This window comes from Kosakonia oryzendophytica (assembly GCF_900094925.1).
Taxonomy (GTDB): Bacteria; Pseudomonadota; Gammaproteobacteria; order Enterobacterales; family Enterobacteriaceae; genus Kosakonia; species Kosakonia oryzendophytica.
In genome coordinates this window covers 73,766-99,161 of the sequence record NZ_FMAY01000006.1, presented here as the reverse complement: position 1 = coordinate 99,161, position 25,396 = coordinate 73,766, and the positions used below count along the sequence as shown (strand labels likewise).

The window sequence follows — 25,396 nt, the reverse complement described above, 5'->3', positions numbered from 1 at the left end:
GGCGATTGTTCGCCGCTTTGAATGTATCCTTCTTTGCGTTCTATCATCCACGGCGGCGGCGAGATAGCAAAGAATTAAACGTCATGACACCCTCACTGCGGGTGATAAGCAACGTGCAGGGCTTATCTTAGTGCTTGATTGCCCGCCATTTCGCGCTAAGGTGTGGGCACATATTCACGTTCATGGCGAGGGAAGCAATCATGGCGAAAACGACGCGCGCCACCATCAGCGATGTCGCAAAAGCAGCGAAAACGGGCAAAACCAGTATTTCCCGCTATTTGAACGGTGAAAAACACCTGCTTTCCGACAATCTGCTGGCGCGAATTGAACAGGCGATCGCCGAACTGGATTACCGCCCAAGCCTGATGGCGCGCGGACTGAAACGCGGGCGCACGCGCCTTATCGGTCTGATCATCGCCGATATCACCAATCCCTATTCCGTGCATGTGTTAAGCGGCATCGAAGCGGCGTGCCGTGAAAAGGGGTTCACCCCGCTGGTGTGTAACACCAACAACGAAGTGGATCAGGAACTGCACTATCTCGATCTTCTGCGCAGTTACCAGGTGGAAGGTATTGTGGTCAACGCGGTGGGGATGCGTGAAGAGGGGCTGAATCGCCTGCAACAATCGTCGCTGCCAATGGTGTTAATCGATCGCAAAATCCCTGACTTTGCCTGCGATGTTGTCGGGCTGGATAACACGCAAGCCGCCACCACCGCGACCGAACATCTCATTGAACAGGGTTTTGAAGCGTTGCTGTTTCTGAGCGAACCGCTGGGCACGGTGAATACCCGCCGCGAGCGGCTGAGCGCCTTTCACACCACCCTCGCCCGCTACCCAGGTATGGTGGCGGAAAACGCCGAAACGCCGCTGCATGAAGCCGCGCAAATGGACAATACTCTGCGCCAGTTTCATGCCAGCCACCGGGGAATGCGTAAAGCGATCATCTCCGCCAACGGCGCGCTTACCCTGCAGGTTGCCCGCTCGTTGAAGCGCATTGGTCTGAACTGGGGCAGCGATATCGGTTTGCTCGGTTTTGATGAACTGGAGTGGGCCGAGCTGGCAGGAGTGGGTATCACCACTCTCAAACAGCCAACCTGGCAAATCGGTTATGCTGCCGTAGAGCAGGTGGTTCGCCGTATTGAAGGCCACAGCGACACGGTGCGCGAACAGGTTTTCTCCGGTGAACTGATCGTTCGCGGCTCCACATCCCGCTAATAACCTTCGTGATGGCGATCATAATTTCACCATTGTGATCTTTTCTTTGGAACCGGTTCCATCTAGCGTTAAAGGCAGTTGAACGCAATGTCGATGCCTGGAGCCGGACTATGCCAAGAAAAATTATCGTCGTCACCACCGCCTACGGCCATGACTACTTTCACGCGCAGGGTGGGCAGATTGCCGTCCTGCCGATCATTGCCAATGCGGGTGCCGACGGCGTGGAAATCCGCCGCGAACTGCTGAGCGACGAGGAACTGGCGCATCTGCCTTCGCTGGCGTTCGCCGTCGAAGTCAACAATCTGCTGGCCTGTTATTCTGCTCCCGAGCCGCTGTGCCTGGCAGATGGGGCGCTCAATCCCTGTTTACCCGCGCTGCTGGAAGAAACACGCTTGCTGAACGCGCTGTGGCTTAAAGTCTCGCTCGGTCATTTTCAGGACAGTTCCGTGCTGGCAACATTGGGCGACTGGCTGGCGAGCAGTGGGGTTGCGCTGGTGGTGGAAAACGATCAAACAGCATGCGGCACACTGGCGGCGATGCAACGTTTTCAGGCAGCCTGCCAGGCCCAAGCTTTGCCGGTCACGCTGACCTTTGATACCGGCAACTGGTTATGGGCAGGAGATGCGCCTGAACAGGCCGCCCGCCAGCTTGCTCCCGCCGTCAGCTATATCCATGTCAAAGCCGCCGTCGCCGATGGCGAACGTTTTCGCGCGGTGCCGCCGGACCAGGCCGACCCTCGCTGGTTAGCCCTGCTTAATGCCTTACCCGCCGATGCGCCACGCGGTATTGAATTCCCGCTTACCGGGGATTCCCCCATCGACGTCACCCGTTATTACGTCAACTTATTACGTGAGGAGCCACGCCATGCATAACCCGTTGGATGTGATCACTGTCGGTGAAGCGATGGCGATGTTTGTCGCCACCGAAACCGGCACGCTTGCTGATGCGACGCAGTTTATTAAACGCGCGGCCGGCGCGGAACTGAATGTCGCAACCGGGCTGGCACGGCTTGGGTTAAAAGTGAGTTGGGTCAGCCGTGTTGGCGATGACAGCTTTGGCCATTTTATTCTCAACACATTGCGTAAAGAGGGAATCGATAGTACCGGTGTGACCCTCGACGGGCGCTACGCAACGGGTTTTCAGTTGAAATCGAAAGCTGAAAATGGAACCGATCCCATCGTCGAGTATTTCCGTAAAGGTTCCGCTGCCAGTCACCTGTCGCCAGAAGATTTTAATGCCGCTGCCTTTCACCAGGCACGTCATCTGCATCTGAGCGGGGTAGCGGCGGCATTGTCGACCACCTCTTATGCATTACTGGACCATGCCGCGCGGAGCATGAAAGCGCAGGGTAAGAGCATCTCGTTTGATCCTAATCTGCGCCCGGTGCTATGGCGTAGCGAGGCGGAAATGGTAACGAAGCTGAACCATCTCGCTTTTCAGGCCGACTGGGTGCTGCCGGGGCTCAAAGAGGGCATCGTTCTCACCGGCCAGCGTACCCCTGAAGGTATCGCTGATTTCTACCTGCAACACGGCGTGAAGGCAGTGGTGATCAAGACCGGGGCGGATGGCGCGTGGTTTAAAACGGCCAGCGGCGAACAGGGAGCGGTCGCGCCGGTAAAAGTGGAAAACGTGGTGGACACCGTCGGTGCCGGAGATGGCTTCGCCGTGGGCGTGATCAGCGCCCTGCTGGAAGGCAAATCCCTGCCTGACGCCGTGCGTCGGGGTAATGCTATTGGCGCACTAGCAATACAGGTGCCGGGAGACAGCGAGGGATTGCCAACGCGTGAACAACTCGGGGCGTTATAACGTTAGCGCCCGTTTTATCGCAACTCACTACCGCGCTGTACCCTACATACAGACGGCAAACAACCTCCACTCCAGAGGCAATATTATGAATAATGCGACTAATGCTGCAAAACGCTGGCTGTACATCATGCCGATTGTGTTTATTACCTACAGTCTGGCCTATCTCGATCGGGCGAACTTCAGCTTCGCCTCTGCCGCCGGGATCAATGACGATTTGGGTATCACCAAAGGCGTCTCTTCACTACTCGGCGCCCTCTTTTTCCTTGGCTATTTCTTTTTCCAGATCCCCGGTGCGGTTTACGCAGAACGCCGCAGCGTACGCAAATTGATTTTTATCTGCCTGATTTTATGGGGGGGCTGCGCCTCGCTCACCGGGATGGTAAGCAATATCCCGATGCTGGCCGCCATCCGCTTTATTCTTGGCGTGGTAGAAGCGGCGGTGATGCCGGCGATGCTGATTTATATCAGCAACTGGTTTACCAAATCAGAGCGCTCACGCGCCAATACGTTCCTGATCCTCGGTAACCCGGTGACTGTACTGTGGATGTCGGTGGTTTCCGGCTATCTGATCCAGTCTTTTGGCTGGCGCGAAATGTTTATTATTGAAGGCATTCCGGCGGTGATCTGGGCCTTTTGCTGGTGGGTGCTGGTGAAAGATAAACCTGCGCAGGCCACCTGGCTTTCCGGGGATGAAAAAGCCGCGCTTCAGGCACAGCTTGATAAAGAACAGCAAGGTATTAAAGCCGTTCGCAACTACGGTGAAGCATTCCGTTCCCGCAATGTAGTGCTGCTGTGCCTGCAATATTTTGCCTGGAGCATCGGCGTATACGGTTTTGTGCTGTGGCTGCCCTCGATTATTCGTAGCGGCGGTGAAAACCTTGGCATGGTCGAAGTGGGCTGGCTCTCTGCGGTGCCTTATCTGGCGGCGACGCTGGCGATGATCCTTGCATCATGGGCATCAGACAAGCTGCAAAACCGTAAACTGTTCGTCTGGCCATTGCTGCTGATTGCCGCGTTTGCCTTTATTGGCTCCTGGGCGGTCGGAGCCAACCATTTCTGGATCTCCTACACCCTGTTGGTTGTCGCCGGGGCGGCAATGTATGCCCCTTACGGGCCCTTCTTCGCCATTATTCCAGAGATGCTGCCGCGCAATGTCGCCGGTGGAGCGATGGCACTCATCAACAGCATGGGGGCGCTGGGCTCCTTCTGCGGCTCGTGGTTCGTGGGTTATCTGAATGGAGCCACAGGCAGTCCGGCTGCTTCGTACATTTTCATGGGGGTAGCGCTTTTTGCCTCTGTGTGGCTTACTTTAATTGTTAAGCCTGCTAACAATACCGTGATTCAGGCAGGCGCATCATCACAAGGGAGAACCGCATGAAGCCGTCCATCATCCTGTACAAAGCCTTGCCCGATGTTCTGCAACAACGCCTGGAAACGCACTTTTCCGTCACGCGTGTGCCGGATCTGAAGCCAGAAACTGTCGCGCAGTTCGCCGACGCGTTCGCCAGTGCGCAAGGCCTGCTGGGTTCCAGTGAAAAAGTGGACCAGGCGCTGCTGGAGAAGATGCCGCAACTGCGGGCAACATCGACCATTTCCGTGGGCTATGACAACTTTGATGTGGATGCGCTGAACGCACGTAATATCGTGCTAATGCACACACCCACCGTACTGACGGAAACCGTTGCCGACACCCTGATGGCGCTGGTACTGAGCAGCGCCCGTCGGGTGGTGGAAGTCGCTGAACGCGTGAAAGTGGGCGAGTGGACCTCCAGCATTGGTCCTGACTGGTTTGGCGTGGATGTGCACCACAAAACCCTGGGGATTATCGGGATGGGCCGTATTGGCCTGGCGTTGGCGCAGCGCGCACATTTCGGCTTCGGTATGCCGATTCTCTATAATGCCCGCCGCCATCATACGGAAGCGGAAGAACGCTTTCAGGCGCGCTATGGCGACCTGGAAACCGTGCTGAAAGAGTCCGACTTTGTCTGCGTGGTGCTGCCGCTCACGGAAGAAACACATCACCTGATTGGCGAGAAGCAGTTCGCGATAATGAAAAAATCCGCCATTTTCATTAACGCAGGCCGTGGGCCGGTCGTTGATGAAACGGCACTGGTGGAAGCATTGCGTAACGGCGAGATCCTGGCCGCTGGTCTGGACGTTTTCGAAAAAGAGCCGTTGCCAATAGACTCGCCGTTACTGTCGCTGCCGAATGTGGTGGCACTGCCGCACATTGGTTCGGCAACCCATGAGACACGCTACAATATGGCGGCCTGCGCGGTGGATAACCTGATTGATGCGCTGAATGGCAAGGTAGAAAAAAACTGCGTCAACCCACAGGCAGCACGCTAACCCCCTGCCGGATGCACCATAAAAAAGAGGCGCCATAGCGCCTCTTTTTTTGCCCGCCCGGCTTACTGCTGGGTGGCATTTACGGCCGCGGTCCAGGCCTGAGTAAAGGCCTGATGCTGCGCCGCCAGAGGGCCAATCAGCGCATTGTACTGGCTGGCCTGCTGAGAGGTCGGGAACTGAATACCGTTGGCGACAAAGCTCACCTGGTTATTCTGCTGGGCAATAAAATCCCCCACCTGCACCAGTTGCTGCGTGAAGATTTGCGCCGCCGGGATCAGCGGTTGCAGCGCGTTAGCGGGGTTGGTGACCACTTTGGTAAACACCTGATCGTAAACCGGCTTCAGATCGTCGGCCTGTTTCAACGCCGCATGTGACGCATCCGCCTGCATTTTTGCGTTTTGCAGTTGCTGGCTCAGCACGCCGAGAGAACCATTGGCCTGACGGAGCGGCTCGCGCTGCGTCATATAATCCTGCGGTACGCGAATCGCGTTAACGCTGTCCACTACCGGGCGCAGACCTGAATCCATCGCCTGATTGACCTGCTGGGAATAGCCGTAAATGACCGCATAATCGGACACAAACGGGCCAAACTGTTTTTTCTGATCCGCCGTCAGGGCTGGCAGACGTTCGCTGCTCCGCATCGCGGTATTTTGCAGGAAATCGATAAACGCCTTGCGCTGATCGCCTTCTTTGTCGAAACACCCACTCAGGCTAACTACCATTAATAACGCCGCAAGAGGCGCAAACCAGCGAGAGCAGGACTTTCCTGTCGCCATTTCATTACTCCTTTCACCCAAAAAAGCGCACATCGGCACCCGTGTGCCAGTGGCTTACAAGGATAGTCCAGGTCAGCGTTGCAAGATACCCCTTCCTTACATTCCTGGGCGGAAAAAAGCCACCGGCAGGAGGTTTACCTGCGCTTTGCCACGCAATCGTCTTCATGCCACTTTTCGCTGACGATTTACAAAAAAAGACTATCTGCATTCAGCATTTGAGGAATCAAGCAATTAAGCGGAAAAAAGCGCCTGAAGATGCATTTCATGCGCATTAAAACGCGTTTACCGCACGATAAATCACTGCGACCACCACACACCAGGACTTTTCCCGACTATCCTTAGTGAGATGTATCACGATCCCGCTGTGTGATTTTAAGAGGAGTTCTCAATGGAATATAAAGATCCTATGGTTGAACTGCTAAGTAGTCTGGAACAGATTGTTTTCAAAAAAGAGATAACGCAGGCGGTTATCCTGAGCCAAAAGCCGAATTCCTTTAACGAGTTTGAACAATTACGCCGGGGAACCGGGTTGAAAATTGATGATTTCGCACGTGCAATGGGAGTCAGTGTGGCCATGGTTCAGGAGTGGGAATCACGACGTGTAAAACCCACCGCCACCGAAATGAAATTGATGCGTCTGATTCATGCAAATCCAACACTAAGCAAACAATTAATTGAATGATTTCAGGAAGATATAACCCCCGCCAGGTCGGGGGTTTACGTCCACCTCAATCGCCTTCGCAATACCACCCTGTTTCTCGCCACGTTAATGAATGCGTAAGCTTTAATCCCTGAAGAAACGCCTCATCATGCGATACCACCAGCATCGCGCCGGGAAAGGCCGCCAGTGCAGCTTCAATCGCCTGCGTGGAGGTCAAATCGAGATGGTTTGTCGGTTCATCCAGCACTAATAGCTGCGTTGCTTCACGGCGCCACAACACGCAGGCCAGCGCCGCTTTCAAACGCTCCCCACCACTGAGCGCCGCCAGAGGCAGCGTCACTTTATCCGCACCAAGCTGAAGCTGCGCCAGACGGGTACGCAACGCCCCCTCATCCAGCGGGGTGTCATCAAGACGCAAGTGAGCTATGACCGACAGTGTGAGATCCAACTGCGACAAATGTTGGTCAAGGTAAGCGGGAACGACCGAAAGATGACATTTGCCAGACAGCGGGGCCAGTTCGCCCAGAATCAGTTTTAACAGAGTTGATTTGCCACAACCATTTGGCCCGCGGACGGCAACACGCATCGGCCCATCCATACGCCAGTTCAGCGGGGGAAGTTCAGCATATGGCAATACCAGATCTTCCATCACCAATACCTGTTTCCCCTCCGCAAGACGATTGCCAGGTAGCGTGAACAGCACCGGCGCCTCTTCCATCACCCGCTCGCGCGCCTGGTTAACAGCGATATTGAGCGTATCGTTTTGTTCACGATGCTGTTTACGCCAACTGCCGGGACGCTCTTTCGCTGCGTTCTTGTATTTTACCCGCTCAAACGACGCAATATTCAGCGTGTCTACCGTACGTAAGGTCTGTGCCGAACGACGTTGGCTGGCATCATGCTCACGTTGTAATCGGCTGCGGGTACGCCGACGCTCAGTGACAGCATGTTCCAACAAGGCCTGGGCAGCTTGCTGCTCGCTCTCCCGCTGGCGTTGGTAATCCGCATAATTTCCGCCATAGCTGCGCAACCCTGCCGCTGGCGATAACTCCAGAATACGGGACATCAGTGCCAGTAGTTCCCGATCATGAGTGGCAACCAACGCGCCGCCACGCCGCCGGGATAAACAGGCGTAAAACCACTCACGTCCGGCTCTGTCGAGATGATTGGTCGGTTCATCAAGCAGCAGATAATCGGCATCCGCCATCAACGCACCGCAGAGTAACGCACGCATACGCTCGCCACCGCTTAGCGTGATGGCATAGCGACCGGGTTCAAACGCAGGCAGGCTGGCTTCAGCAAATGCGGCTGTCAGGCGCTCCTGGAGATCCCAAAAGCCATCCAGACTTTCGAGGTCGTCAGGTCGATACTCACCGCGTTCCACCCGCAGACGGGCGGCAAAAACCTCGCCATAACCGAGCAGATCCGCAAGCGTGGTAGTCCCAGATATCTCATGTTGTTGAGCAACGTATGCCCGTGAACCCACGCACTCGATATGCCCGGAAGTCGGTGTTTCCAGGCCCGCCAGCATACGTAATAGCTGCGTTTTACCGGATCCGTTACGGCCGACCAGACCGCACAATGCAGGTTCAAGCGACAAATTGAAAGGGCCAAAAAGCGTCTCGCCTGTCGCAAACTGGCAGGTGAGCTGGTGCAGAATAAAAGCAGAGGGCTGCGCACAATGAGCCATAAACACTCCTGAATGAAATCAAAAACGCCCCCGCACATGCCATCGCATGTCGCAAGGATATGGATTCATCAGTGGTGTTTGTTCATTTTCCGGGTGCGCTCCAGTGAGACGAGAAGTTCGTCGGGGCTAAGAATAGCCACACCCCATCCTCCCTTCAAGATTAAATTTTCACCACTCGTCTTAAAGGGGCTAATTATTTGCATCTTTTTGCCGATGAGTAAGGTGACTTAACTGAAAGCAGCAGGCCGTGCGTGTTGTCCAGATGCTCAGCTTCAGAAAGGAAACGATCAGACAAAAATTTATGCCGCACGCGTGAGCCTGTTGGATCGAACAAAGTCATTCATCAGGGAAGAGAGACCCCCAGAGGAACGGTGCATTGCGCTGCGGTTGTGCCAATGGACCATTTAAAGAGAATGAATGATGTCCAGATATGTTCTGATTGTTGATGACAGCCGTCTGTCACGAATGATTTCCCGACAATATATAACGAACCTGCATAGCGACTGGAAAATTGATGAAGCTGGCACCGGTGAAGAGGCCATCGAACTGGCGTCGGTGGATCATCCCTGGTTAATCCTGCTGGATGTGAATATGCCCGGTATCGGCGGCATTGAAACCGCAGCGCGCATTCGCAAAACCCACCCTGAAACGCACATTGTTCTGTTAACGGCGAACGTTCAGCACTCAATACAAGCCGCTGCGGAAGAACTCGGCCTCGGTTTTCTGTCAAAACCGCTGAAAGAACCTCAGCTCCATGAGTTATTGAATAGCCTGGAGACCCCGTGATGAGCGAATTGCCGGATATCAGCGAAATCGAATCTGACAGCCTGATGGAGATCTTCAACATTGGCGTCGGTCACGCCGCCGCCGCGATGAGCAGTATCGTCAATGAAGAAGTGCGCATGTCTGTTCCTACAATCCGCTTCGCTCCTCGCTCTGAAGCCGCAGATGAGTTGGGTGCAGGAATATCGCTGTTTGGCATCAGCCAGCATTATGAGGGTGCGTACGCCACTGAAGCGATTCTGATGTTCCCTGAAGAGGCCAGTTTTGAAATCGTGCGCATGATGGTAGGCGACATGATCCCGGCCCATGAATTGGGGGAGATGGAACGTGAAGCCATGAGCGAGATAGGCAATATCGTGCTCAATGCCTGTGTGGGGACGCTGGCCAACATGTTCCAGCAAGAGCTGCAAGGATCTCTGCCCGTCGTGCGGGTTGGCAGCAGCAAGCAGATCCTCAACCCGAATAAGGATGACAGCGATCCGCTGGTCATGATGCTACGCATCGATTTTTCACTCGAGCGGCAGCAAATCCAGGGGTATCTGGCGTTTATTCTTGATATGTCTGCGTTGCGTGACTTACGCGAGCAAATCCGGCTTTATATCAGCCGTTTAGAATCCGGCAGTGTTCCAGACGGAATGTAATGATCATGAAAGATAAGTTGTTGTTGGATGCATTTTCAGCCCTCAGCCTCGGTGTGATCATCGTGGATGCACACTATCGTATTACCCAGTGGAATGCGTGGTTAGAAGCGCACACGGGTTATGCAGCCAGTGACACCACCGGCGAGGATTTTTTTAGTGTATTCCCGGACTTAGAATATCACCGCGTCGGTGATGCTATCCGTCAGGCGATCAGTCACAATTTATCTTCACTGCTTTCCCAATCTTTGCACCGTTCACCTTTCCCGCTCTATGCCGAACCTGCCCGACCGGGCGCGCGCCTGAGTCAGGCCATCACCATTGTTCCGTTGGGCGATGAAGAGCGCTACTGCCTGATTCAGATTGTTGATGTCAGTGCCGCTGTTCGCCGTGAATCCCTGCTACGCGATCAGGCGCACGAACTGTTGGCGCAATCCCTGTCTGATGGCCTGACCGGTGTGGGTAACAGGCGCTATTTCGATCTCTGCATTGAGCGAGAATGGCGGGCCAGCAAACGCAATAACAAGTCGTTATCGCTGCTGTTGATTGATGTCGACTTCTTCAAATTGTACAACGACTGTTATGGTCACCAGCGCGGCGACGAGTGCCTGCAAAAAGTCGCGAATGCCATGCGCGGTGCGCTGCAAAACCCGTGCGATATCTTGTTCCGCTACGGCGGTGAAGAGTTCTGTGCACTGTTGCCGGAAACTCGCTCAGCCGACGCGGTGGAGATCGCTGAGAAACTGCGCACCAGCGTACAGCAACTGGACTTACCCCATGCTAATGCGCCCGACGGCATCGTCAGCGTCAGCATCGGCGTTGCCAGTCATTGCCAGAAAAATCACGCGGAATATGGCCAGTTGATCCAGAGCGCAGATAACGCGTTGTACGCAGCGAAACGCGCCGGACGCAATACCGTGCGCGTCAAAACGACCTTCAGAAAGTTCTCTCCGTACGCCCGCGTGACGGGAGGGGAAATCCCGCCTCATGCCTGAATCGGCAGCAAAAAAAACCCGCCAGAAGCGGGTTTTTTTATGACAGCTATCGTTACTGCAGCAGAGAAATATCCGCAACCTGCAGGAACAATTCGCGTAACTTCGCCAGCAGTGTCAGGCGGTTGATACGCACGTCTTTATCCTCGGCGTTAACCATCACCTGCTCAAAGAACTCATCCACCGGCTCGCGCAGTGCCGCCAGTTCGATCAGCGCTTCCTGATAACGGCCTTGCGCAAAGTACGGTTGCAGTTTATCGCGCAGAACGACCAGGTTGCCCGCCAGCTTGATTTCCGCCGCTTCTTTCAGTACCGATGCGTGAACAGTATCGTTCAGCGTTTCATCGGACTTCGCCAGAATGTTGGACACACGCTTGTTGGCAGCGGCCAGCGCAGCAGCTTCTTCCAGCGTACGGAAATGGGACACCGCTTTCATGCGCGCATCGAAGTCCGCCGGTTTGGTCGGACGACGCGCCAGCACAGCCTGAATGGTATCAACGCTGTAGCCTTCGTCCTGATACCAGGCGCGGAAACGACCCAGCATAAAGTCGATCACATCATCGACCACGTTGGCGTTGGTCAGCTTGTCGCCATACAGACGCACCGCTTCTTCGGTCAGGGTTTGCAGATCCAGCGCCAGGTTTTTCTCAACGATAATACGCAGTACGCCCAGCGCAGCACGGCGCAGTGCGAACGGGTCTTTGTCGCCTTTCGGATGCTGCCCGATACCGAAAATACCCGCCAGGGTGTCCATCTTATCGGCGATCGCCAGCGCACAGGCAATCGGGTTGGACGGCAGTTCATCACCGGCAAAACGTGGCTGATACTGCTCGTTCAGCGCAACGGCAACATCTTCTGCTTCACCATCATGACGCGCATAGTGCATGCCCATCACGCCCTGGGTGTCAGTAAACTCAAACACCATGTTGGTCATCAGGTCGCATTTGGAGAGCAGACCCGCACGGGTGGCATGATTCACATCAGCGCCCGTCTGTGCAGCAATCCAGCCCGCCAGCGCCTGAATACGATCGGTCTTGTCGCGCAGCGTACCCAGTTGCTGCTGGAACAGCACGGTTTGCAGACGCGGCAAATGATCTTCAAGTCGTTTTTTGCGGTCGGTATTGAAGAAGAACTCGGCATCCGCCAGACGCGGGCGCACCACTTTCTCGTTACCGGAGATAATCTGCTGCGGATCTTTCGACTCAATGTTGGCCACAAAGATAAAGTTAGGCAGCAACTTGCCGTCGTTACCATAAACCGGGAAGTACTTCTGGTCGCCCTTCATGGTATAAACCAGCGCTTCCGCCGGAACAGCGAGGAATTTCTCTTCGAATTTCGCGGTCAGCACCACCGGCCACTCCACCAGCGAAGTGACTTCTTCCAGCAGGCTGTCGCTCAGATCGGCATTACCGCCGATTTTACGCGCCGCTTCTTCGGCATCCGCTTTGATTTTGGCTTTACGCGCCGCGTAGTCAGCAACGACTTTGCCACGCTCCAGCAGAATGTGCGGATACTGATCGGCGTTATCGATGGTGAACTCCGGCTCGCCCATAAAACGATGACCACGGATCACGCGATCGGAGGCAATGCCCAGAATCGTCGCCGGTACTACGGTGTCGCCCAACAGCAGAGTCACGGTATGTACCGGACGCACGAAGTGAACATCAGACGCGCCCCAGCGCATCAGTTTCGGGATCGGCAGTTTGCCAAGGGAGGTTGCCACCATGTTCGGCAGCAGCGTTTCCACGCTTTCACCCTTAACATGCGCGCGATAGAGCAGCCATTCGCCTTTGTCGGTGCTCAGACGCTCGGCCTGATCAACCGTAATGCCACAACCGCGAGCCCAGCCTTCGGCGGCTTTGCTCGGTTTACCTTCAGCATCAAATGCTTGTGCAATCGCCGGGCCGCGTTTTTCGACTTCGCGATCCGGCTGCGACGCAGCCAGTTTCGCCACTTTCAGCGCCAGACGGCGCGGCGCAGCAAACCACTGGATATCACCGTGCGCAACGCCCGCCGCATCCAGTTCCGCTGTAAAGTTGGCAGCGAAGGACTCGGCCAGGCTGCGCAGTGCTTTTGGTGGCAGCTCTTCGGTGCCGATTTCCACCAGGAAAGTTTTTTCAGACATGGCCGCCTCTTATTTGTTTCTGTTGCACATCGGGAAGCCAAGGGCTTCACGGGAAGCGTAATACGCTTCAGCCACTGCTTTGGTCAGCGTGCGGATGCGCAAAATGTAGCGCTGACGTTCCGTCACGGAGATGGCTTTACGCGCATCCAGCAGGTTGAAGCTATGGGCGGCTTTCAGAATGCGTTCGTAAGCAGGCAGAGGCAGCGGGTTTTCCAGTGCCAGCAGTTGCTGTGCTTCCTTTTCATATTGCTCAAAGCAGGTGAACAGGAAGTCGACATCCGCATATTCGAAGTTGTAAGTGGACTGCTCCACTTCGTTCTGATGGAACACGTCGCCGTAGGTGGTTTTACCCAGCGGGCCGTCGCTCCAGACGAGGTCATAAACGCTGTCGACACCCTGAATGTACATCGCCAGACGTTCCAGACCGTAGGTAATTTCGCCGGTCACCGGTTTGCACTCAAGACCGCCAACCTGCTGGAAGTAAGTGAACTGCGTCACTTCCATGCCGTTGAGCCACACTTCCCAGCCCAGTCCCCAGGCGCCCAGCGTCGGGTTTTCCCAGTTATCTTCCACGAAGCGAATATCGTGAATGGTCGGGTCCATACCCAGCTCTTTCAACGACCCGAGATACAGTTCCTGGATGTTGTCCGGGGAAGGTTTAATCACTACCTGGAACTGGTAATAGTGCTGTAAGCGGTTCGGGTTTTCGCCGTAGCGCCCGTCAGTCGGACGGCGGGAAGGTTGCACATACGCGGTAGCCATAGGTTCTGGCCCTAATGCGCGCAGACAGGTCATCGGGTGGGAGGTGCCGGCGCCGACTTCCATGTCCAGAGGTTGAACAATGGTGCAGCCCTGGCGAGCCCAGTAATCCTGTAAGGTCAGGATCAGGCCCTGAAAGGTCCTGGTATCAAACTTTTGCATATTATTTCGTGCTGGATACGTGTGGATTTAAAGGAAGCGCCCAGTATACCCGCTGGCTGCAAGATATACAGTACGAAACGGACCTGTTTAAGGAAAATTGGGCAAAACGGGGAGGATAAAGCCGTTGCCTGGCTGATTAGCGCATCGAAAGGTGTAAAAATTGGCCTTCCGAATCAAAAGCGCAGACAAACGCTTCACGACGGGGCGTTACACCGCGCATCTCATAGCTGCCCTGAAATTGTTCAAAACCGGTCACATCAATCTGCTGCGCGACGGTGTTATAGCGATGCGCGGCATTTTGCCGGCACAGTTGTTCCATTTCCAGCGAGTGCAATGGACCTGGCTTCACTTTTTGCGCTTTTTGAGCGGGAATATCCTGGGATGCGCTGCATCCGACTAACAGCAGCATGAGTACCGGGGCAAAACGCTTCATCATTTTTATCACCGCTCTGTTCGCAGGCTGTTATTTTTAAAGGTCAGGAAACACAATTTTTGCAAATCAGTGGAAAACTGCACAAGCGCTAACGGGAAAACTCAGAATTATCCAACGGGACAGGCGAAACAACCGCGAGTCAGAGAGTATTTAACGGAACCAGAGGAACAGATGCAGTCGAAAATTTACTGGATAGATAATCTGCGAGGGATAGCCTGTCTGATGGTGGTGATGATCCATACCACCACCTGGTACATCACCAACCCTGGCAGTGTAACGCCCTTCGACTGGGGTATCGCCAACCTCCTGAACTCGGCTTCTCGTGTTAGCGTACCGCTGTTTTTTATGATCTCCGGCTACCTCTTTTTCGGTGAGCGCAGCGCACAGCCGCGCCACTTCTTACGCATCGCGCTCTGCCTGCTGTTTTACAGTGTTATCGCGCTGCTCTATATCGTGCTTTTTACGTCGATTAACAGTGAGTTATCGTTGAAGTACCTGCTGCAAAAGCCGGTGTTTTATCACCTGTGGTTTTTCTTCGCGATTATCGTGATGTATCTCGTTTCACCACTGATTCAGGTGAAAGCCGTCAGCGGTGGAATGTTGCTGGCGCTGGTGGTGGTGCTGGGTATTGTGGCGAACCCCAATACTGTGGCGCAGAAAGTCGACGGGTTTCAGTGGTTGCCGATCAATCTTTACATCGGCGGCGACACCTTCTACTACATCCTCTACGGTATGTTGGGGCGCGCGATTGGCATGATGCATACGCAACAACGCGTGTTCACCTGGGCCTGTGCAGCCCTGTTCGTCCTGGCGGTGTGGGTGATTTCACGCGGAACGCTACACGAGCTGAAATGGCGCGGGAATTTCGCCGACACCTGGTATCTCTACTGTGGCCCGATGGTGTTCCTGTGTGCTGTCGCCCTGTTTACATTCGTCAAAAATACGCTGAACAGCCGTACGTTACCTGGTTTAACGCTCATTTCGCATCATTCGCTGGGGATTTACGGCTTTCATGCACTGATTATCCACGCACTACGCACCCGTGGTATTGAGCTGCAACGCTGGCCGCTGCTCGATATTGTCTGGATCTTCGCCGCCACGCTTCTGGCGAGTCTCGCACTCTCAATGCTGGTACAGCGTATCGACAGACGCCGTTTGGTTAGTTAAGCCCCCGCGCCCGCGCACGGTGTAACTGGCGCGGAGAGGAAAACCCGGCCGCCTGTGCCGCTTGCTCCGCGCCATGCCCCTGCAACAGCCACTGTTCGGCAATGACCAGCCTGAGCTGCTCCAGATAGTCGCGTACGCTGATCCCCAGATGCTGCTGAAACAAGCGCGTTAAATGGCGTGGACTGACATGCGCCCGCTCGGCGATCTCAGCCAGTTGCCACGCCCGCTGTGGCTCAGCCGTCAACGCATCCTGCGCCCGGTGAATAGCCGGATGCAGGTGGTTGCGGTATCGCAGCCACGGTGAAATCTGCGGATCGTCACCGGAGCGGCGAAACCAGACCACCATTTCCCGCGCCACCGCCAGCGCCGCTTCCGGCCCGCTGAGTCGGTTAATCAGATGCAACGCCAGATCGATACCCGATGTAATGCCCGCGCTGGTCCAGATGCTGCGATCTTCAATGAAAATACGATTTTCTTTGACCTGGGCGGCGGGAGCAATCGCACGCAGACGCGCAACCACATCATGGTGAGTGGTGCACTGAATGCCATTCAACAGCCCGGCTTTTGCCGCCAACACGGAACCGGAACAGACGCACATCAAGGTAATTTTCTGACTGTGGATCAGCGGTTGTATGCGCATCAACCAGTGGAGAACCAGGTTTGCCTGCGGGGTATCGAAGAAACGCGAGGAGTCGAACACCCCCGGCAGCACCAACAGGCTTCCTTCCGGTAGCGTCTCCGGCAGTGGCGCAATATTGCCCATCGTCAGTCCAATGGAGGTTGGCACCTCTGTTTCCGGCCCGATGTAGTGCAGGCGAAACGCGTCCGCCAGCGCAAAGGTCTCCGCCGGGCCGCTCATATCCAGCGCCAGTACGCCGGGCAACATGACAAACCAGACATCAGTGGTCATCAGCGTTCCAGTATTTCGTGAACAGTTTTAATGGCAGCAAAGCGGCCTTCCAGCACGGTTTCCGTGCGGTGACGCAGCGCGTTACAGTCAAGCGTAATGCCTTTATGCGTCATCGGGAAGGTCAGCGTCGCTTCGCTGACGAACGTCACGCGATAACCCAGATCCGACGCCACACGCGCGGTGGTTTCGCAGCACTGCTCGGTGCGGATCCCGCAGATAATCAAGTGATTGATATCGCGCGTACGCAGCCAGTGATCCAGGCCGGTGTCAGTGAACGCATTATGCACATGTTTGTAGAAAGTGACTGCTGGCTGGTGCTGTAAAAATGGCATCGGCGCCACAAAACCACTGTCGAGAGAAAACGGGCCACTGTCGGACACATGGAAAATATCCACTACCGGGACACCCCGCGCCTGGCAGCCATCGATCAGCGCCAGAATGGCTTGCTGAAAAGCAGGGTAATCACTCTCCTGCCAGTAGTCGCGGTGGAAAAAAGATTGCTGAGTGTCGATGTTGATAAGGGCGGTGCGTGACATTTCAGGACTCCTTGCTCAGTGGGTGTAACACCATTCTGGCAAGGAGTTGCCTGTCTGCGAATACCAAAAAAGGACAACGTTATGCTGATTCAGGCCCACCATAACGGCGGGCTCAGAAGCTATGACATTAAGGGCAGCAGTTGCTGATAGATGCGCCGGAAGGTCTCCCGTCGTGAAGCATAGTGGGCATGACGCGCGGCATCCGGCGTGTGTTGCTGTTCAATGGGAAGCTGCGGCAGAAGCGTTGCCAGCGGCGTGTGCGGGTGAATGGCGATTTGCGCCAGTTTTGCCGCCCCCAGCGCCGGGCCGACATCCCCCCCGGTGCGATAATCAAGCTGCAACCCACTGATATCTGCCAACATTTGCCGCCACCAGGCGCTACGTGCGCCGCCGCCGATAAGCGTAATGCTTTGCGGCGTCACACCACAGGAGTGCACCACATCCATGCCATCCGCCAGCGCATACCCGACCCCTTCCAGCACCGCACGGGCCAGTTCACCTTGGCCATGCTGGTGCGTCAGGCCAAAGAATACGCCTTTCGCCTGCGGGTTATTATGCGGGGTGCGTTCCCCGGAAAGGTACGGTAAGAACCATAAATCGCCAGCATTGTCGTCAGCCTGTTCCGCCGCGCTAATCAGCGCCGGCACCGATCCTAACCCCGTTAACTTCGCCGCCCAATCCAGGCAGGATGCCGCACTCAGCATCACCGACATCAGATGCCAGCACCCCGGAAGGGCATGACAAAAACTGTGAACCGCGCTTTCCGGTTTACTGAGGAAACCTTCGCTCACGGCAAAATAGACGCCGGAGGTGCCAAGCGACAGCATCGCCTGACCGGCATCCGCCATACCCACACCCACCGCGCCTGCGGCATTATCGCCACCGCCCGCCACAACCGGCACAACCGGCATGGCCCAGCGCCGTGCGACCTCCGGCAACAGTTCACCGGTGATTTCGCAGCCTTCAAACAACGCAGGCATTTGCGCGCGAGATAAATGACAGGCGGTGAGCATCTCATCGCTCCAGTCACGCTTCGCCACATCCAGCCACATCGTTCCCGCTGCATCGGACATATCGCTGGCAAACACGCCAGCCATACGCAAGCGCAGGTAATCTTTTGGCAGTAAGACCTTCGCCACCCTGGCAAAGATATCGGGTTCATGGCGCTGCACCCATAGCAGCTTGGGCGCGGTAAAACCCGGCATCATCAGATTGCCGGTAATGGTGCGGGAATTTTTTACCTGCGCTTCCAGTAAAGCGCACTCTTCACCGCAGCGACCATCGTTCCACAAAATGGCCGGGCGCAGTACGCGGTTTTCGCTATCGAGCAGCGTTGCGCCGTGCATCTGCCCGGCAAGACCGATGGCTTTCACCTGCGCCAGCGAGTGCGCCGCGCCAAGCGCCTGAATCGCGCGGTCCGTTGCCTGCCACCACTGTTCGGGATCCTGCTCCGACCAAAGAGGATGCGGACGCGAGACGCTGAGTTTTTCCGTATGGGAGGCCAGCACATCGCCCTGCTCGCTTAACAGAATCGCCTTTACGCCAGAGGTGCCGAGATCGATCCCGATATACATAGTGACCACTCCTTTTGTTCTGCGCCGCGTTGTCTGCGGCGCAGCGCCGGTTATTTATCGAACAGGTAGTAATTGACCAGGTTTTCCAGCTGTTCCTGATGACCGCTCTGATGGCGCGGTGCCAGGTTCTGCTGCTCAGCGTACTTCGCCAGTTCCGCCAGGCTAAGCTGCCCCTGCAAAATTTGCTGGCCCAGTTCACCATTCCAGCCCGCATAACGCTTCGCAACGCGTTTATCCAGCTCACCGTCTTCCACCATCCGCGCCGCCACTTTCAACGCCAGTGCCATCGTATCCATCGCGCCGATATGACCGTAGAAGAGATCGTATTTATCGGTACTCTGACGTCGTACTTTGGCATCAAAGTTCAACCCACCGGTGGTGAAGCCGCCCGCTTTCAGGATTTCATACATCACCAGCGCGTTCTCTTCGACGCTGTTCGGGAACTGGTCGGTATCCCAGCCCAGTTGCGCATCACCGCGGTTAGCATCCACAGAGCCAAACAGCCCCAGCGCAATGGCAGTGGCGATTTCATGGTGGAAGGAATGGCCCGCCAGCGTGGCATGGTTAGCCTCGATATTGAGTTTAATCTCTTTTTCCAGACCAAACTGTTTCAGGAAGCCATACACCGTCGCGGCGTCATAATCATACTGATGCTTGGTCGGTTCCTGCGGTTTCGGCTCAATAAGCAGCGTACCGCGGAAGCCGATTTTGTGTTTATGCTCGACCACCATATGCATGAAGCGACCAATCTGTTCGCGCTCCTGACGCAGATCGGTATTGAGCAGGGTTTCATACCCTTCACGACCGCCCCACAGCACGTAGTTTTCGCCACCGAGCTTATGGGTCGCATTCATGGCGCTCACCACTTGTGTCGCCGCCCAGCTAAACACTTCAGGATCCGGGTTAGTTGCCGCCCCTGCACCATAGCGCGGATTGGTGAAGCAGTTCGCTGTGCCCCACAGCAGTTTTACGCCGCTTTGTTGCTGTTTTTCACCCAGCACATCCACCATTTGCGCGAAATTGTTCAGGTACTCCTTCAGGGACGCGCCTTCCGGGGAGACGTCCACATCATGGAAGCAGTAGTAAGGCACATTCAGCTTGTGGAAAAACTCAAAAGCAACATCTGCTTTGCGCTTCGCCTGCGCCAGTGCCTCACCCGGCTGTTGCCACGGGCGGTCAAAAGAGCCAACACCAAACATATCCGCGCCATTCCAGCAGAAGGTATGCCAGTAGCAGGCAGCAAAGCGCAAGTGATCTTCCATACGCTTGCCAAGTACTAACTCATCCGGATTGTAATGACGGAACGCTAAAGGATTAGCTGTTTTCGGGCCTTCATAACGAACGCGATCCAGCTGGTCGAAATAGGTTTGCATAATGAGCTCCATTGACAGATATGCTTCGAGTGTTCAAGTCTGCATTAATACTGGGTCCTCATGCTGCGTTGCTCAATTACGTTATTTCACACTGCCATTGAGAGAATGCTCAAACGTGCGCTGGCTCGCAAAATAATGTGTGTTACCGCTGCGCTGCGCATTCCCGTTTTTTATGCAAAATCGGTTTTGCATTTTTTAAAATAAGATCGTGGTCATAAATCCAGAAATAAACCAAAAAACGTAATGCCCGGATAAAAATCTGTAATTGCCAGCCTGAGATTATGCGTGAAGAATTTGCTCGTCCAAAGCAGTGCATGTTTCTTTTATCTCGCTCACCACCCTACAAAAGGTATTACTATTATGAAGATAAAGAACCTTTGCCTTACTCTCTGCGCCTCCCTGCTGCTTGCAAGCGTCGCCAGTCATGCCAAAGAGGTGAAAATCGGCATGGCAATTGACGATCTCCGTCTGGAACGCTGGCAAAAAGATCGCGATATTTTTGTAAAAAAAGCAGAATCGCTCGGCGCCAATGTGTTTGTTCAGTCCGCCAACGGTAATGAAGAAACACAAATGTCGCAAATTGAAAATATGATCAACCGTGGCGTTGATGTGCTGGTCATTATTCCTTACAACGGCCAGGTATTAAGTAATGTCGTGAAAGAAGCCAAACAGGAAGGAATTAAAGTACTGGCTTATGATCGCATGATTAATAATGCCGACATCGACTTCTATATTTCTTTCGATAATGAAAAAGTGGGGGAATTACAGGCGCAAAGCCTGGTCAGTAAAGTCCCACAGGGGAATTACTTCCTGATGGGCGGTTCGCCGGTGGATAATAACGCCAAACTGTTCCGCGCCGGGCAGATGAAAGTATTAAAACCCTATATCGACAGCGGGAAAATTAAAATTGTTGGCGATCAGTGGGTCGATGGATGGCTACCGGAAAATGCGCTGAAAATAATGGAAAACGCATTGACCGCCAATAACAACAAAATAGACGCGGTGGTGGCGTCTAACGACGCGACCGCAGGTGGCGCGATTCAGGCATTAAGCGCACAAGGGCTGGCGGGCAAAGTGGCGATCTCTGGCCAGGATGCCGATCTTGCCGGGGTGAAACGCCTGATTAACGGTAGCCAGACCATGACCGTCTACAAACCGATCACCCAGCTTGCCAACACGGCGGCAGAGATCGCCGTCGAACTGGGCAATGGCAAACAACCGAAGGCGGATGCTTCGCTGAATAACGGCCTGAAAGATGTTCCGGCTCGCCTGCTGACACCCATTGAGGTGACCAAAGACAACATCGACGCGACCGTTATCAAAGACGGTTTCCATCAGAAGAATCAGCTCTGACCACGGTGGCGCGCCGTTTCCTTTGACAGGCGCGCCCTCCGCCATTTCTTTCGGGCGCTGTAATACCAGCGAATGACGTGGAGCAGCCATGCCTTATTTACTCGAAATGAAGAACATCACCAAAGCCTTTGGCGCGGTAAAAGCCATCGATAATGTCAGCCTGCGGCTTAATGCGGGCGAGGTGCTGTCGCTGTGCGGCGAAAATGGGTCGGGCAAATCCACACTCATGAAAGTGCTGTGCGGGATCTATCCGGTGGGAAGCTACGAAGGGGAGATCGTCTTTTCGGGCGAAACCCTGCAAGCCACCCATATTCGCGATACCGAGCGCAAAGGCATTGCCATCATCCATCAGGAACTGGCGCTGGTGAAACATCTGACGGTACTGGAGAATATCTTTCTCGGTACAGAAATCACCCGTAACGGCGTAATGGACTATGACCAGATGACGCTACGCTGTGAAAAACTGCTCAAACAGGTCAGCCTTGCCATTTCGCCTGATACCCGCGTGGGAGATTTGGGTCTTGGGCAACAGCAACTGGTGGAAATCGCGAAGGCGCTGAACAAGCAGGTGCGGTTGCTGATCCTCGACGAGCCCACCGCTTCGCTCACTGAGCAGGAAACCGCCATCCTGCTGGATATCATCCGCGATCTGCGCAATCACGATATCGCCTGCATCTATATTTCCCACAAGCTCAACGAGGTAAAAGCGATATCGGATGTGATCACCGTCATTCGCGACGGTCTGCACATCGGCACGCGCGACGCAGCCGGGATGAGTGAAGACGATATCATTACCATGATGGTTGGTCGTGAACTGACCGCGCTGTATCCCAATGAACCGCATACCACAGGGGATGAGATCCTGCGGGTCGAACATCTCACCGCCTGGCATCCGGTTAACCGCCATATCAAACGTGTCAACGACATCTCCTTTAGCCTGAAGCGTGGCGAAATTCTCGGTATCGCCGGGCTGGTTGGTGCAGGCCGAACCGAAGCGGTGCAGTGCTTATTTGGCGTCTGGCCCGGTCGCTGGGAAGGCACCATTTACCTCGACGGCCAGCCGGTACAGATTTCTAACTGCCAGCAGGCTATCGCCCACGGTATCGCCATGGTGCCGGAAGATCGTAAAAAAGATGGCATTGTGCCGGTGATGGCGGTCGGCAAGAACATTACGCTGGCGGCCTTAAACCAGTTCACCGGTGCGTTGAGCAGCCTGGATGATGCCGCAGAACAAGCGTGCATTTTGCAGTCCTTACAACGTCTGAAAGTCAAAACCTCCTCACCAGAGCTGGCGATTGGTCGCCTCAGTGGGGGGAACCAGCAAAAAGCCATTCTTGCCCGCTGTCTGTTGCTCAACCCACGCATTCTCATCCTTGATGAGCCAACGCGCGGCATCGACATCGGCGCGAAGTACGAGATCTACAAACTGATTAACCAACTGGTGCAGCAGGGGATTGCCGTCATCGTTATCTCATCTGAGCTGCCCGAAGTGCTTGGGCTAAGCGATCGGGTGCTGGTGATGCACGAAGGCAAGCTAAAGGCCGATCTTATCAATCGTAATCTGACCCAGGAGCAGGTCATGGAAGCGGCGCTGAGGAGCGAACATCATGTCGAAAAGCAACCCGTCTGAAATCAAGTTATCCAGCGCATCGCCGGGAGTCTTCTCCGGGCTAAAATCCCTGAATTTGCAAGTCTTTGTAATGATTGCGGCGATTGTGGTAATCATGCTGTTCTTTACCGGCATGACCGATGGTGCTTACCTGAGCGCGCGCAATATCTCTAACCTGCTGCGTCAGACTGCCATTACCGGCATCCTGGCGGTGGGCATGGTATTTGTGATTATTTCCGCCGAAATCGACCTTTCCGTTGGCTCGATGATGGGTCTGCTGGGGGGCGCCGCGGCGATTTTTGATGTCTGGCTCGGCTGGCCGCTGCCGTTGACCGTGGCGGTCACCCTGGTGCTCGGTTTACTGCTGGGAGCATGGAATGGTTGGTGGGTGGCATACCGCAAAGTCCCGTCGTTCATTGTCACGCTCGCCGGGATGCTGGCATTTCGCGGCGTGCTGATCGGCATCACCAACGGGACCACCGTTTCCCCCACCAGCGCAGCGATGTCGCAGATCGGTCAGAGCTATTTGCCTGATGGCGTCGGTTTTGGTGTCGGCTTACTGGGACTGGTTGTCTTTGTGCTGTGGCAATGGCGTGGGCGCCTTCGTCGGCAATCTCTCGGCCTGGCAACACCTGCCTCCACCGCCGCCGTTGGCCGTCAGGCCATTATTGCGGTCATTGTGCTTGGTGCCATTTGGTTGTTGAATGACTACCGTGGTGTCCCGACGCCGGTTCTGCTGCTGGCTTTCCTGCTGCTGGCCGGGATGTTTATGGCTACCCGCACCGCCTTTGGTCGACGTATTTACGCCATCGGTGGCAACCTGGAAGCGGCGCGCCTTTCCGGTATCAATGTGGAACGCACCAAACTGGCGGTGTTTGCCATTAACGGTTTGATGGTGGCGATTGCCGGGTTGATCCTGAGCTCGCGCCTCGGCGCGGGTTCACCCTCTGCGGGGAATATCGCCGAACTGGACGCCATCGCCGCCTGCGTGATTGGCGGCACCAGCCTGGCGGGCGGGATCGGCAGCGTAGCGGGTGCGGTAATGGGGGCGTTTATTATGGCCTCACTGGATAACGGCATGAGCATGATGGACGTGCCTACCTTCTGGCAATACATCGTGAAGGGAGCGATATTACTGCTGGCGGTATGGATGGATTCCGCCACCAAACGTCGGGCCTGAGTACAACGAATACCGGGACGATCACACTGCCGGATCTTTTTTATCCGGCAGTGTGCTGAATATGGTAATCAGAACTGACGAATCTTCAGGAAGCGAATCGACATGTTTGAGAAACGCCATCGCATCACGCTGTTATTCAATGCCAACAAAGCCTACGACCGCCAGGTGGTTGAAGGCGTTGGGGAATATTTGCAGGCGTCGCAATCGGAGTGGGATATCTTTATCGAAGAAGATTTCCGCGCCCGCATCGAAAACATCAAAGAGTGGCTTGGCGACGGGGTGATCGCCGATTACGACGACCGGGAAATAGAGCGCCTGCTGGCGGATGTCGATGTCCCCATTGTCGGCGTCGGCGGCTCCTATCACATCCCCGAACATTATCCTCCGGTGCACTACATCGCCACCGACAACTTTGCGCTGGTGGAAAGCGCATTCCTGCATCTGAAAGAAAAAGGCGTGCACCGCTTCGCCTTTTACGGACTCCCTGCCTCCAGCGGTAAACGCTGGGCTGCTGAACGGGAGTACGCGTTTTGCCAACTGGTGGCGCAGGAAAAATACCGCGGCGTGGTATACCAGGGGCTGACCACGGCACCGGAAAACTGGCAGCATGCGCAAAACCGCCTGGCGGACTGGTTGCAAACACTGCCGCCGCAAACCGGCATCATCGCAGTAACCGATGCGCGCGCACGCCATGTACTGCAGGTGTGCGACCATTTGCATATTCCGGTGCCGGAAAAGCTGTGCGTCATTGGTATTGATAACGAAGAACTCACCCGCTATCTCTCCCGGGTTGCCCTCTCTTCCGTGGCGCAGGGCACGCGGCAGATGGGGTATCAGGCAGCGAAACTGCTGCACCGCCTGCTGGATAATGAAACCCTGCCGCTACAACGCCTGCTGGTACCGCCGGTGCGCGTGGTGGAGCGGCGTTCCACGGATTACCGCTCACTGAACGATCCGGCCGTGATCCAGGCAATGCACTATATCCGCAACCATGCCTGTAAGGGCATTAAAGTGGATCAGGTGCTGGATGCGGTAGGGATCTCGCGTTCGAATCTGGAAAAGCGCTTTAAAGAAGAGGTGGGCGAGACGATTCACGCGGTGATTCATGCGGAGAAACTGGAAAAAGCCCGCAGTCTGCTGGTATCGACATCGTTGTCGATCAACGAAATCTCACAGATGTGCGGTTACCCGTCGTTGCAGTATTTCTATTCCGTGTTCCGCAAGGAGTACGACAGCACGCCGAAAGATTATCGCGACCGCTACAGTGAAGTTCTGATTTAGCGCCCAAAGAAAAATGCCTTCC

At 55.1% G+C, this 25,396-nt stretch carries 23 protein-coding genes; 14 read left to right on the top strand and 9 right to left on the bottom strand.

The window, feature by feature from the left end; all coding sequences use genetic code 11:
- The first annotated feature begins 200 nt into the window (after positions 1–200).
- From GA0061071_RS11910 to ghrB, 5 genes are all read left to right on the top strand, one after another.
- Positions 201–1,217 carry a LacI family DNA-binding transcriptional regulator gene (locus GA0061071_RS11910; protein WP_061492562.1) on the top strand — a complete coding sequence of 339 codons (1,017 nt, stop codon included), beginning with the start codon at positions 201–203 and terminating at the stop codon, positions 1,215–1,217.
- Between the two features lie 110 nt (positions 1,218–1,327).
- Positions 1,328–2,089, top strand: a complete 762-nt coding sequence (locus GA0061071_RS11905; RefSeq protein WP_088238285.1) for a sugar phosphate isomerase/epimerase family protein — start codon at positions 1,328–1,330, stop codon at positions 2,087–2,089.
- Positions 2,082–3,023, top strand: a complete 942-nt coding sequence (locus GA0061071_RS11900) for a sugar kinase (RefSeq protein WP_061492560.1) — start codon at positions 2,082–2,084, stop codon at positions 3,021–3,023. The genes GA0061071_RS11905 and GA0061071_RS11900 overlap by 8 nt, the downstream gene beginning before the upstream one ends.
- Positions 3,024–3,108: 85 nt before the next feature.
- Positions 3,109–4,401 carry an MFS transporter gene (locus GA0061071_RS11895; RefSeq protein WP_088238284.1) on the top strand — a complete coding sequence of 431 codons (1,293 nt, stop codon included), beginning with the start codon at positions 3,109–3,111 and terminating at the stop codon, positions 4,399–4,401.
- Complete coding sequence (gene ghrB / locus GA0061071_RS11890) at positions 4,398–5,372, top strand: glyoxylate/hydroxypyruvate reductase GhrB (RefSeq protein WP_061492558.1); 975 nt, start codon at positions 4,398–4,400, stop codon at positions 5,370–5,372. Before GA0061071_RS11895 ends, ghrB begins: the two co-directional genes overlap by 4 nt.
- A 62-nt stretch (positions 5,373–5,434) precedes the next feature.
- On the opposite strand, the gene GA0061071_RS11885 is transcribed toward ghrB, so the two are convergent.
- The gene (locus tag GA0061071_RS11885) at positions 5,435–6,148 is read right to left on the bottom strand and encodes a DUF3053 domain-containing protein (protein ID WP_061492557.1); all 714 of its coding nucleotides are present in this window, start codon (positions 6,146–6,148) and stop codon (positions 5,435–5,437) included.
- Positions 6,149–6,536: 388 nt separating this feature from the next.
- Here GA0061071_RS11885 and GA0061071_RS11880 point away from each other — a divergent pair, with 388 nt between their 5' ends.
- Positions 6,537–6,830 (top strand): HTH-type transcriptional regulator, encoded by a 294-nt coding sequence (locus GA0061071_RS11880; RefSeq protein WP_061492556.1) that lies wholly within the window; start codon positions 6,537–6,539, stop codon positions 6,828–6,830.
- A gap of 46 nt (positions 6,831–6,876) precedes the next feature.
- Here GA0061071_RS11880 and GA0061071_RS11875 read toward each other — a convergent pair whose 3' ends face one another.
- Positions 6,877–8,499 carry an ABC-F family ATP-binding cassette domain-containing protein gene (locus GA0061071_RS11875; protein ID WP_088238283.1) on the bottom strand — a complete coding sequence of 541 codons (1,623 nt, stop codon included), beginning with the start codon at positions 8,497–8,499 and terminating at the stop codon, positions 6,877–6,879.
- A gap of 417 nt (positions 8,500–8,916) precedes the next feature.
- Between GA0061071_RS11875 and GA0061071_RS11870 the strand changes: the two genes are divergently transcribed.
- The 3 genes from GA0061071_RS11870 to GA0061071_RS11860 are packed head-to-tail and all read left to right on the top strand — an operon-like array spanning position 8,917 to position 10,915.
- The gene (locus GA0061071_RS11870) at positions 8,917–9,285 is read left to right on the top strand and encodes a response regulator (RefSeq protein ID WP_088238282.1); all 369 of its coding nucleotides are present in this window, start codon (positions 8,917–8,919) and stop codon (positions 9,283–9,285) included.
- Positions 9,285–9,923, top strand: coding sequence for a chemotaxis protein CheC (locus tag GA0061071_RS11865; protein ID WP_061492553.1), 639 nt, complete (start codon positions 9,285–9,287; stop codon positions 9,921–9,923). The genes GA0061071_RS11870 and GA0061071_RS11865 overlap by 1 nt, the downstream gene beginning before the upstream one ends.
- Before the next feature lie 5 nt (positions 9,924–9,928).
- Positions 9,929–10,915, top strand: coding sequence for a GGDEF domain-containing protein (locus GA0061071_RS11860; RefSeq protein WP_061499688.1), 987 nt, complete (start codon positions 9,929–9,931; stop codon positions 10,913–10,915).
- Positions 10,916–10,967: 52 nt separating this feature from the next.
- Here the strand turns inward: GA0061071_RS11860 and glyS are convergent, their stop codons facing one another.
- From glyS to GA0061071_RS11845, 3 genes are all read right to left on the bottom strand, one after another.
- Positions 10,968–13,037 carry a glycine--tRNA ligase subunit beta gene (glyS, locus tag GA0061071_RS11855; protein WP_088238281.1) on the bottom strand — a complete coding sequence of 690 codons (2,070 nt, stop codon included), beginning with the start codon at positions 13,035–13,037 and terminating at the stop codon, positions 10,968–10,970.
- A 9-nt stretch (positions 13,038–13,046) separates the two neighbouring features.
- Positions 13,047–13,958: a glycine--tRNA ligase subunit alpha gene (glyQ, locus tag GA0061071_RS11850; protein WP_061492551.1), complete on the bottom strand. Its 912-nt coding sequence runs from the start codon at positions 13,956–13,958 to the stop codon at positions 13,047–13,049.
- A gap of 136 nt (positions 13,959–14,094) precedes the next feature.
- Complete coding sequence (locus GA0061071_RS11845; RefSeq protein ID WP_088238280.1) at positions 14,095–14,394, bottom strand: YsaB family lipoprotein; 300 nt, start codon at positions 14,392–14,394, stop codon at positions 14,095–14,097.
- A gap of 168 nt (positions 14,395–14,562) precedes the next feature.
- Here GA0061071_RS11845 and GA0061071_RS11840 point away from each other — a divergent pair, with 168 nt between their 5' ends.
- Positions 14,563–15,558 carry an acyltransferase gene (locus GA0061071_RS11840; RefSeq protein ID WP_088238279.1) on the top strand — a complete coding sequence of 332 codons (996 nt, stop codon included), beginning with the start codon at positions 14,563–14,565 and terminating at the stop codon, positions 15,556–15,558.
- Here GA0061071_RS11840 and GA0061071_RS11835 read toward each other — a convergent pair.
- From GA0061071_RS11835 to xylA, 4 genes are all read right to left on the bottom strand, one after another.
- Complete coding sequence (locus GA0061071_RS11835; protein ID WP_088238278.1) at positions 15,551–16,468, bottom strand: GlxA family transcriptional regulator; 918 nt, start codon at positions 16,466–16,468, stop codon at positions 15,551–15,553. The genes GA0061071_RS11840 and GA0061071_RS11835 overlap by 8 nt on opposite strands.
- Positions 16,468–17,004 (bottom strand): cysteine hydrolase family protein, encoded by a 537-nt coding sequence (locus tag GA0061071_RS11830; protein ID WP_061492547.1) that lies wholly within the window; start codon positions 17,002–17,004, stop codon positions 16,468–16,470. Before GA0061071_RS11830 ends, GA0061071_RS11835 begins: the two co-directional genes overlap by 1 nt.
- 119 nt (positions 17,005–17,123) lie before the next feature.
- Positions 17,124–18,578: a xylulokinase gene (xylB, locus tag GA0061071_RS11825; protein ID WP_088238277.1), complete on the bottom strand. Its 1,455-nt coding sequence runs from the start codon at positions 18,576–18,578 to the stop codon at positions 17,124–17,126.
- Between the two features lie 50 nt (positions 18,579–18,628).
- The gene (xylA, locus tag GA0061071_RS11820; protein WP_061492545.1) at positions 18,629–19,951 is read right to left on the bottom strand and encodes a xylose isomerase; all 1,323 of its coding nucleotides are present in this window, start codon (positions 19,949–19,951) and stop codon (positions 18,629–18,631) included.
- A gap of 360 nt (positions 19,952–20,311) precedes the next feature.
- On the opposite strand from xylA, the gene xylF reads away from it, so the two are divergent.
- The 4 genes from xylF (at position 20,312) to xylR (ending at position 25,374) form a co-directional block, all read left to right on the top strand.
- A complete protein-coding gene (gene xylF / locus GA0061071_RS11810) occupies positions 20,312–21,304 on the top strand; it encodes a D-xylose ABC transporter substrate-binding protein (RefSeq protein WP_061492544.1) in 993 nt (330 codons plus the stop codon).
- An 88-nt stretch (positions 21,305–21,392) separates the two neighbouring features.
- The gene (locus GA0061071_RS11805; protein WP_061492543.1) at positions 21,393–22,934 is read left to right on the top strand and encodes a xylose ABC transporter ATP-binding protein; all 1,542 of its coding nucleotides are present in this window, start codon (positions 21,393–21,395) and stop codon (positions 22,932–22,934) included.
- The gene (gene xylH, locus GA0061071_RS11800) at positions 22,912–24,093 is read left to right on the top strand and encodes a xylose ABC transporter permease XylH (protein ID WP_061492542.1); all 1,182 of its coding nucleotides are present in this window, start codon (positions 22,912–22,914) and stop codon (positions 24,091–24,093) included. Before GA0061071_RS11805 ends, xylH begins: the two co-directional genes overlap by 23 nt.
- A 102-nt stretch (positions 24,094–24,195) precedes the next feature.
- Entirely contained in the window at positions 24,196–25,374 is a 1,179-nt protein-coding gene (gene xylR / locus GA0061071_RS11795; RefSeq protein ID WP_061492541.1) for a D-xylose utilization transcriptional activator XylR, read from the top strand.
- The last annotated feature ends 22 nt before the right edge of the window (positions 25,375–25,396 follow it).

What these genes read in the sequence shown, in the direction of transcription:
- ghrB (WP_061492558.1), top strand. Translation starts at nt 4,398, where the DNA reads ATGAAGCCGTCCATCATCCTGTACAAAGCCTTGCCCGATGTTCTGCAA.
- GA0061071_RS11900 (WP_061492560.1), top strand. Translation starts at nt 2,082, where the DNA reads ATGCATAACCCGTTGGATGTGATCACTGTCGGTGAAGCGATGGCGATG.
- GA0061071_RS11865 (WP_061492553.1), top strand. Translation starts at nt 9,285, where the DNA reads ATGAGCGAATTGCCGGATATCAGCGAAATCGAATCTGACAGCCTGATG.
- GA0061071_RS11885 (WP_061492557.1), bottom strand. Translation starts at nt 6,148, where the DNA reads ATGGCGACAGGAAAGTCCTGCTCTCGCTGGTTTGCGCCTCTTGCGGCG.
- xylR (WP_061492541.1), top strand. Translation starts at nt 24,196, where the DNA reads ATGTTTGAGAAACGCCATCGCATCACGCTGTTATTCAATGCCAACAAA.
- xylB (WP_088238277.1), bottom strand. Translation starts at nt 18,578, where the DNA reads ATGTATATCGGGATCGATCTCGGCACCTCTGGCGTAAAGGCGATTCTG.
- xylH (WP_061492542.1), top strand. Translation starts at nt 22,912, where the DNA reads ATGTCGAAAAGCAACCCGTCTGAAATCAAGTTATCCAGCGCATCGCCG.
- GA0061071_RS11835 (WP_088238278.1), bottom strand. Translation starts at nt 16,468, where the DNA reads ATGACCACTGATGTCTGGTTTGTCATGTTGCCCGGCGTACTGGCGCTG.
- GA0061071_RS11910 (WP_061492562.1), top strand. Translation starts at nt 201, where the DNA reads ATGGCGAAAACGACGCGCGCCACCATCAGCGATGTCGCAAAAGCAGCG.
- GA0061071_RS11845 (WP_088238280.1), bottom strand. Translation starts at nt 14,394, where the DNA reads ATGATGAAGCGTTTTGCCCCGGTACTCATGCTGCTGTTAGTCGGATGC.
- glyQ (WP_061492551.1), bottom strand. Translation starts at nt 13,958, where the DNA reads ATGCAAAAGTTTGATACCAGGACCTTTCAGGGCCTGATCCTGACCTTA.
- xylF (WP_061492544.1), top strand. Translation starts at nt 20,312, where the DNA reads ATGAAGATAAAGAACCTTTGCCTTACTCTCTGCGCCTCCCTGCTGCTT.
- GA0061071_RS11860 (WP_061499688.1), top strand. Translation starts at nt 9,929, where the DNA reads ATGAAAGATAAGTTGTTGTTGGATGCATTTTCAGCCCTCAGCCTCGGT.
- GA0061071_RS11830 (WP_061492547.1), bottom strand. Translation starts at nt 17,004, where the DNA reads ATGTCACGCACCGCCCTTATCAACATCGACACTCAGCAATCTTTTTTC.
- glyS (WP_088238281.1), bottom strand. Translation starts at nt 13,037, where the DNA reads ATGTCTGAAAAAACTTTCCTGGTGGAAATCGGCACCGAAGAGCTGCCA.
- GA0061071_RS11880 (WP_061492556.1), top strand. Translation starts at nt 6,537, where the DNA reads ATGGAATATAAAGATCCTATGGTTGAACTGCTAAGTAGTCTGGAACAG.
- GA0061071_RS11840 (WP_088238279.1), top strand. Translation starts at nt 14,563, where the DNA reads ATGCAGTCGAAAATTTACTGGATAGATAATCTGCGAGGGATAGCCTGT.
- GA0061071_RS11895 (WP_088238284.1), top strand. Translation starts at nt 3,109, where the DNA reads ATGAATAATGCGACTAATGCTGCAAAACGCTGGCTGTACATCATGCCG.
- GA0061071_RS11905 (WP_088238285.1), top strand. Translation starts at nt 1,328, where the DNA reads ATGCCAAGAAAAATTATCGTCGTCACCACCGCCTACGGCCATGACTAC.
- GA0061071_RS11805 (WP_061492543.1), top strand. Translation starts at nt 21,393, where the DNA reads ATGCCTTATTTACTCGAAATGAAGAACATCACCAAAGCCTTTGGCGCG.
- GA0061071_RS11875 (WP_088238283.1), bottom strand. Translation starts at nt 8,499, where the DNA reads ATGGCTCATTGTGCGCAGCCCTCTGCTTTTATTCTGCACCAGCTCACC.
- xylA (WP_061492545.1), bottom strand. Translation starts at nt 19,951, where the DNA reads ATGCAAACCTATTTCGACCAGCTGGATCGCGTTCGTTATGAAGGCCCG.
- GA0061071_RS11870 (WP_088238282.1), top strand. Translation starts at nt 8,917, where the DNA reads ATGATGTCCAGATATGTTCTGATTGTTGATGACAGCCGTCTGTCACGA.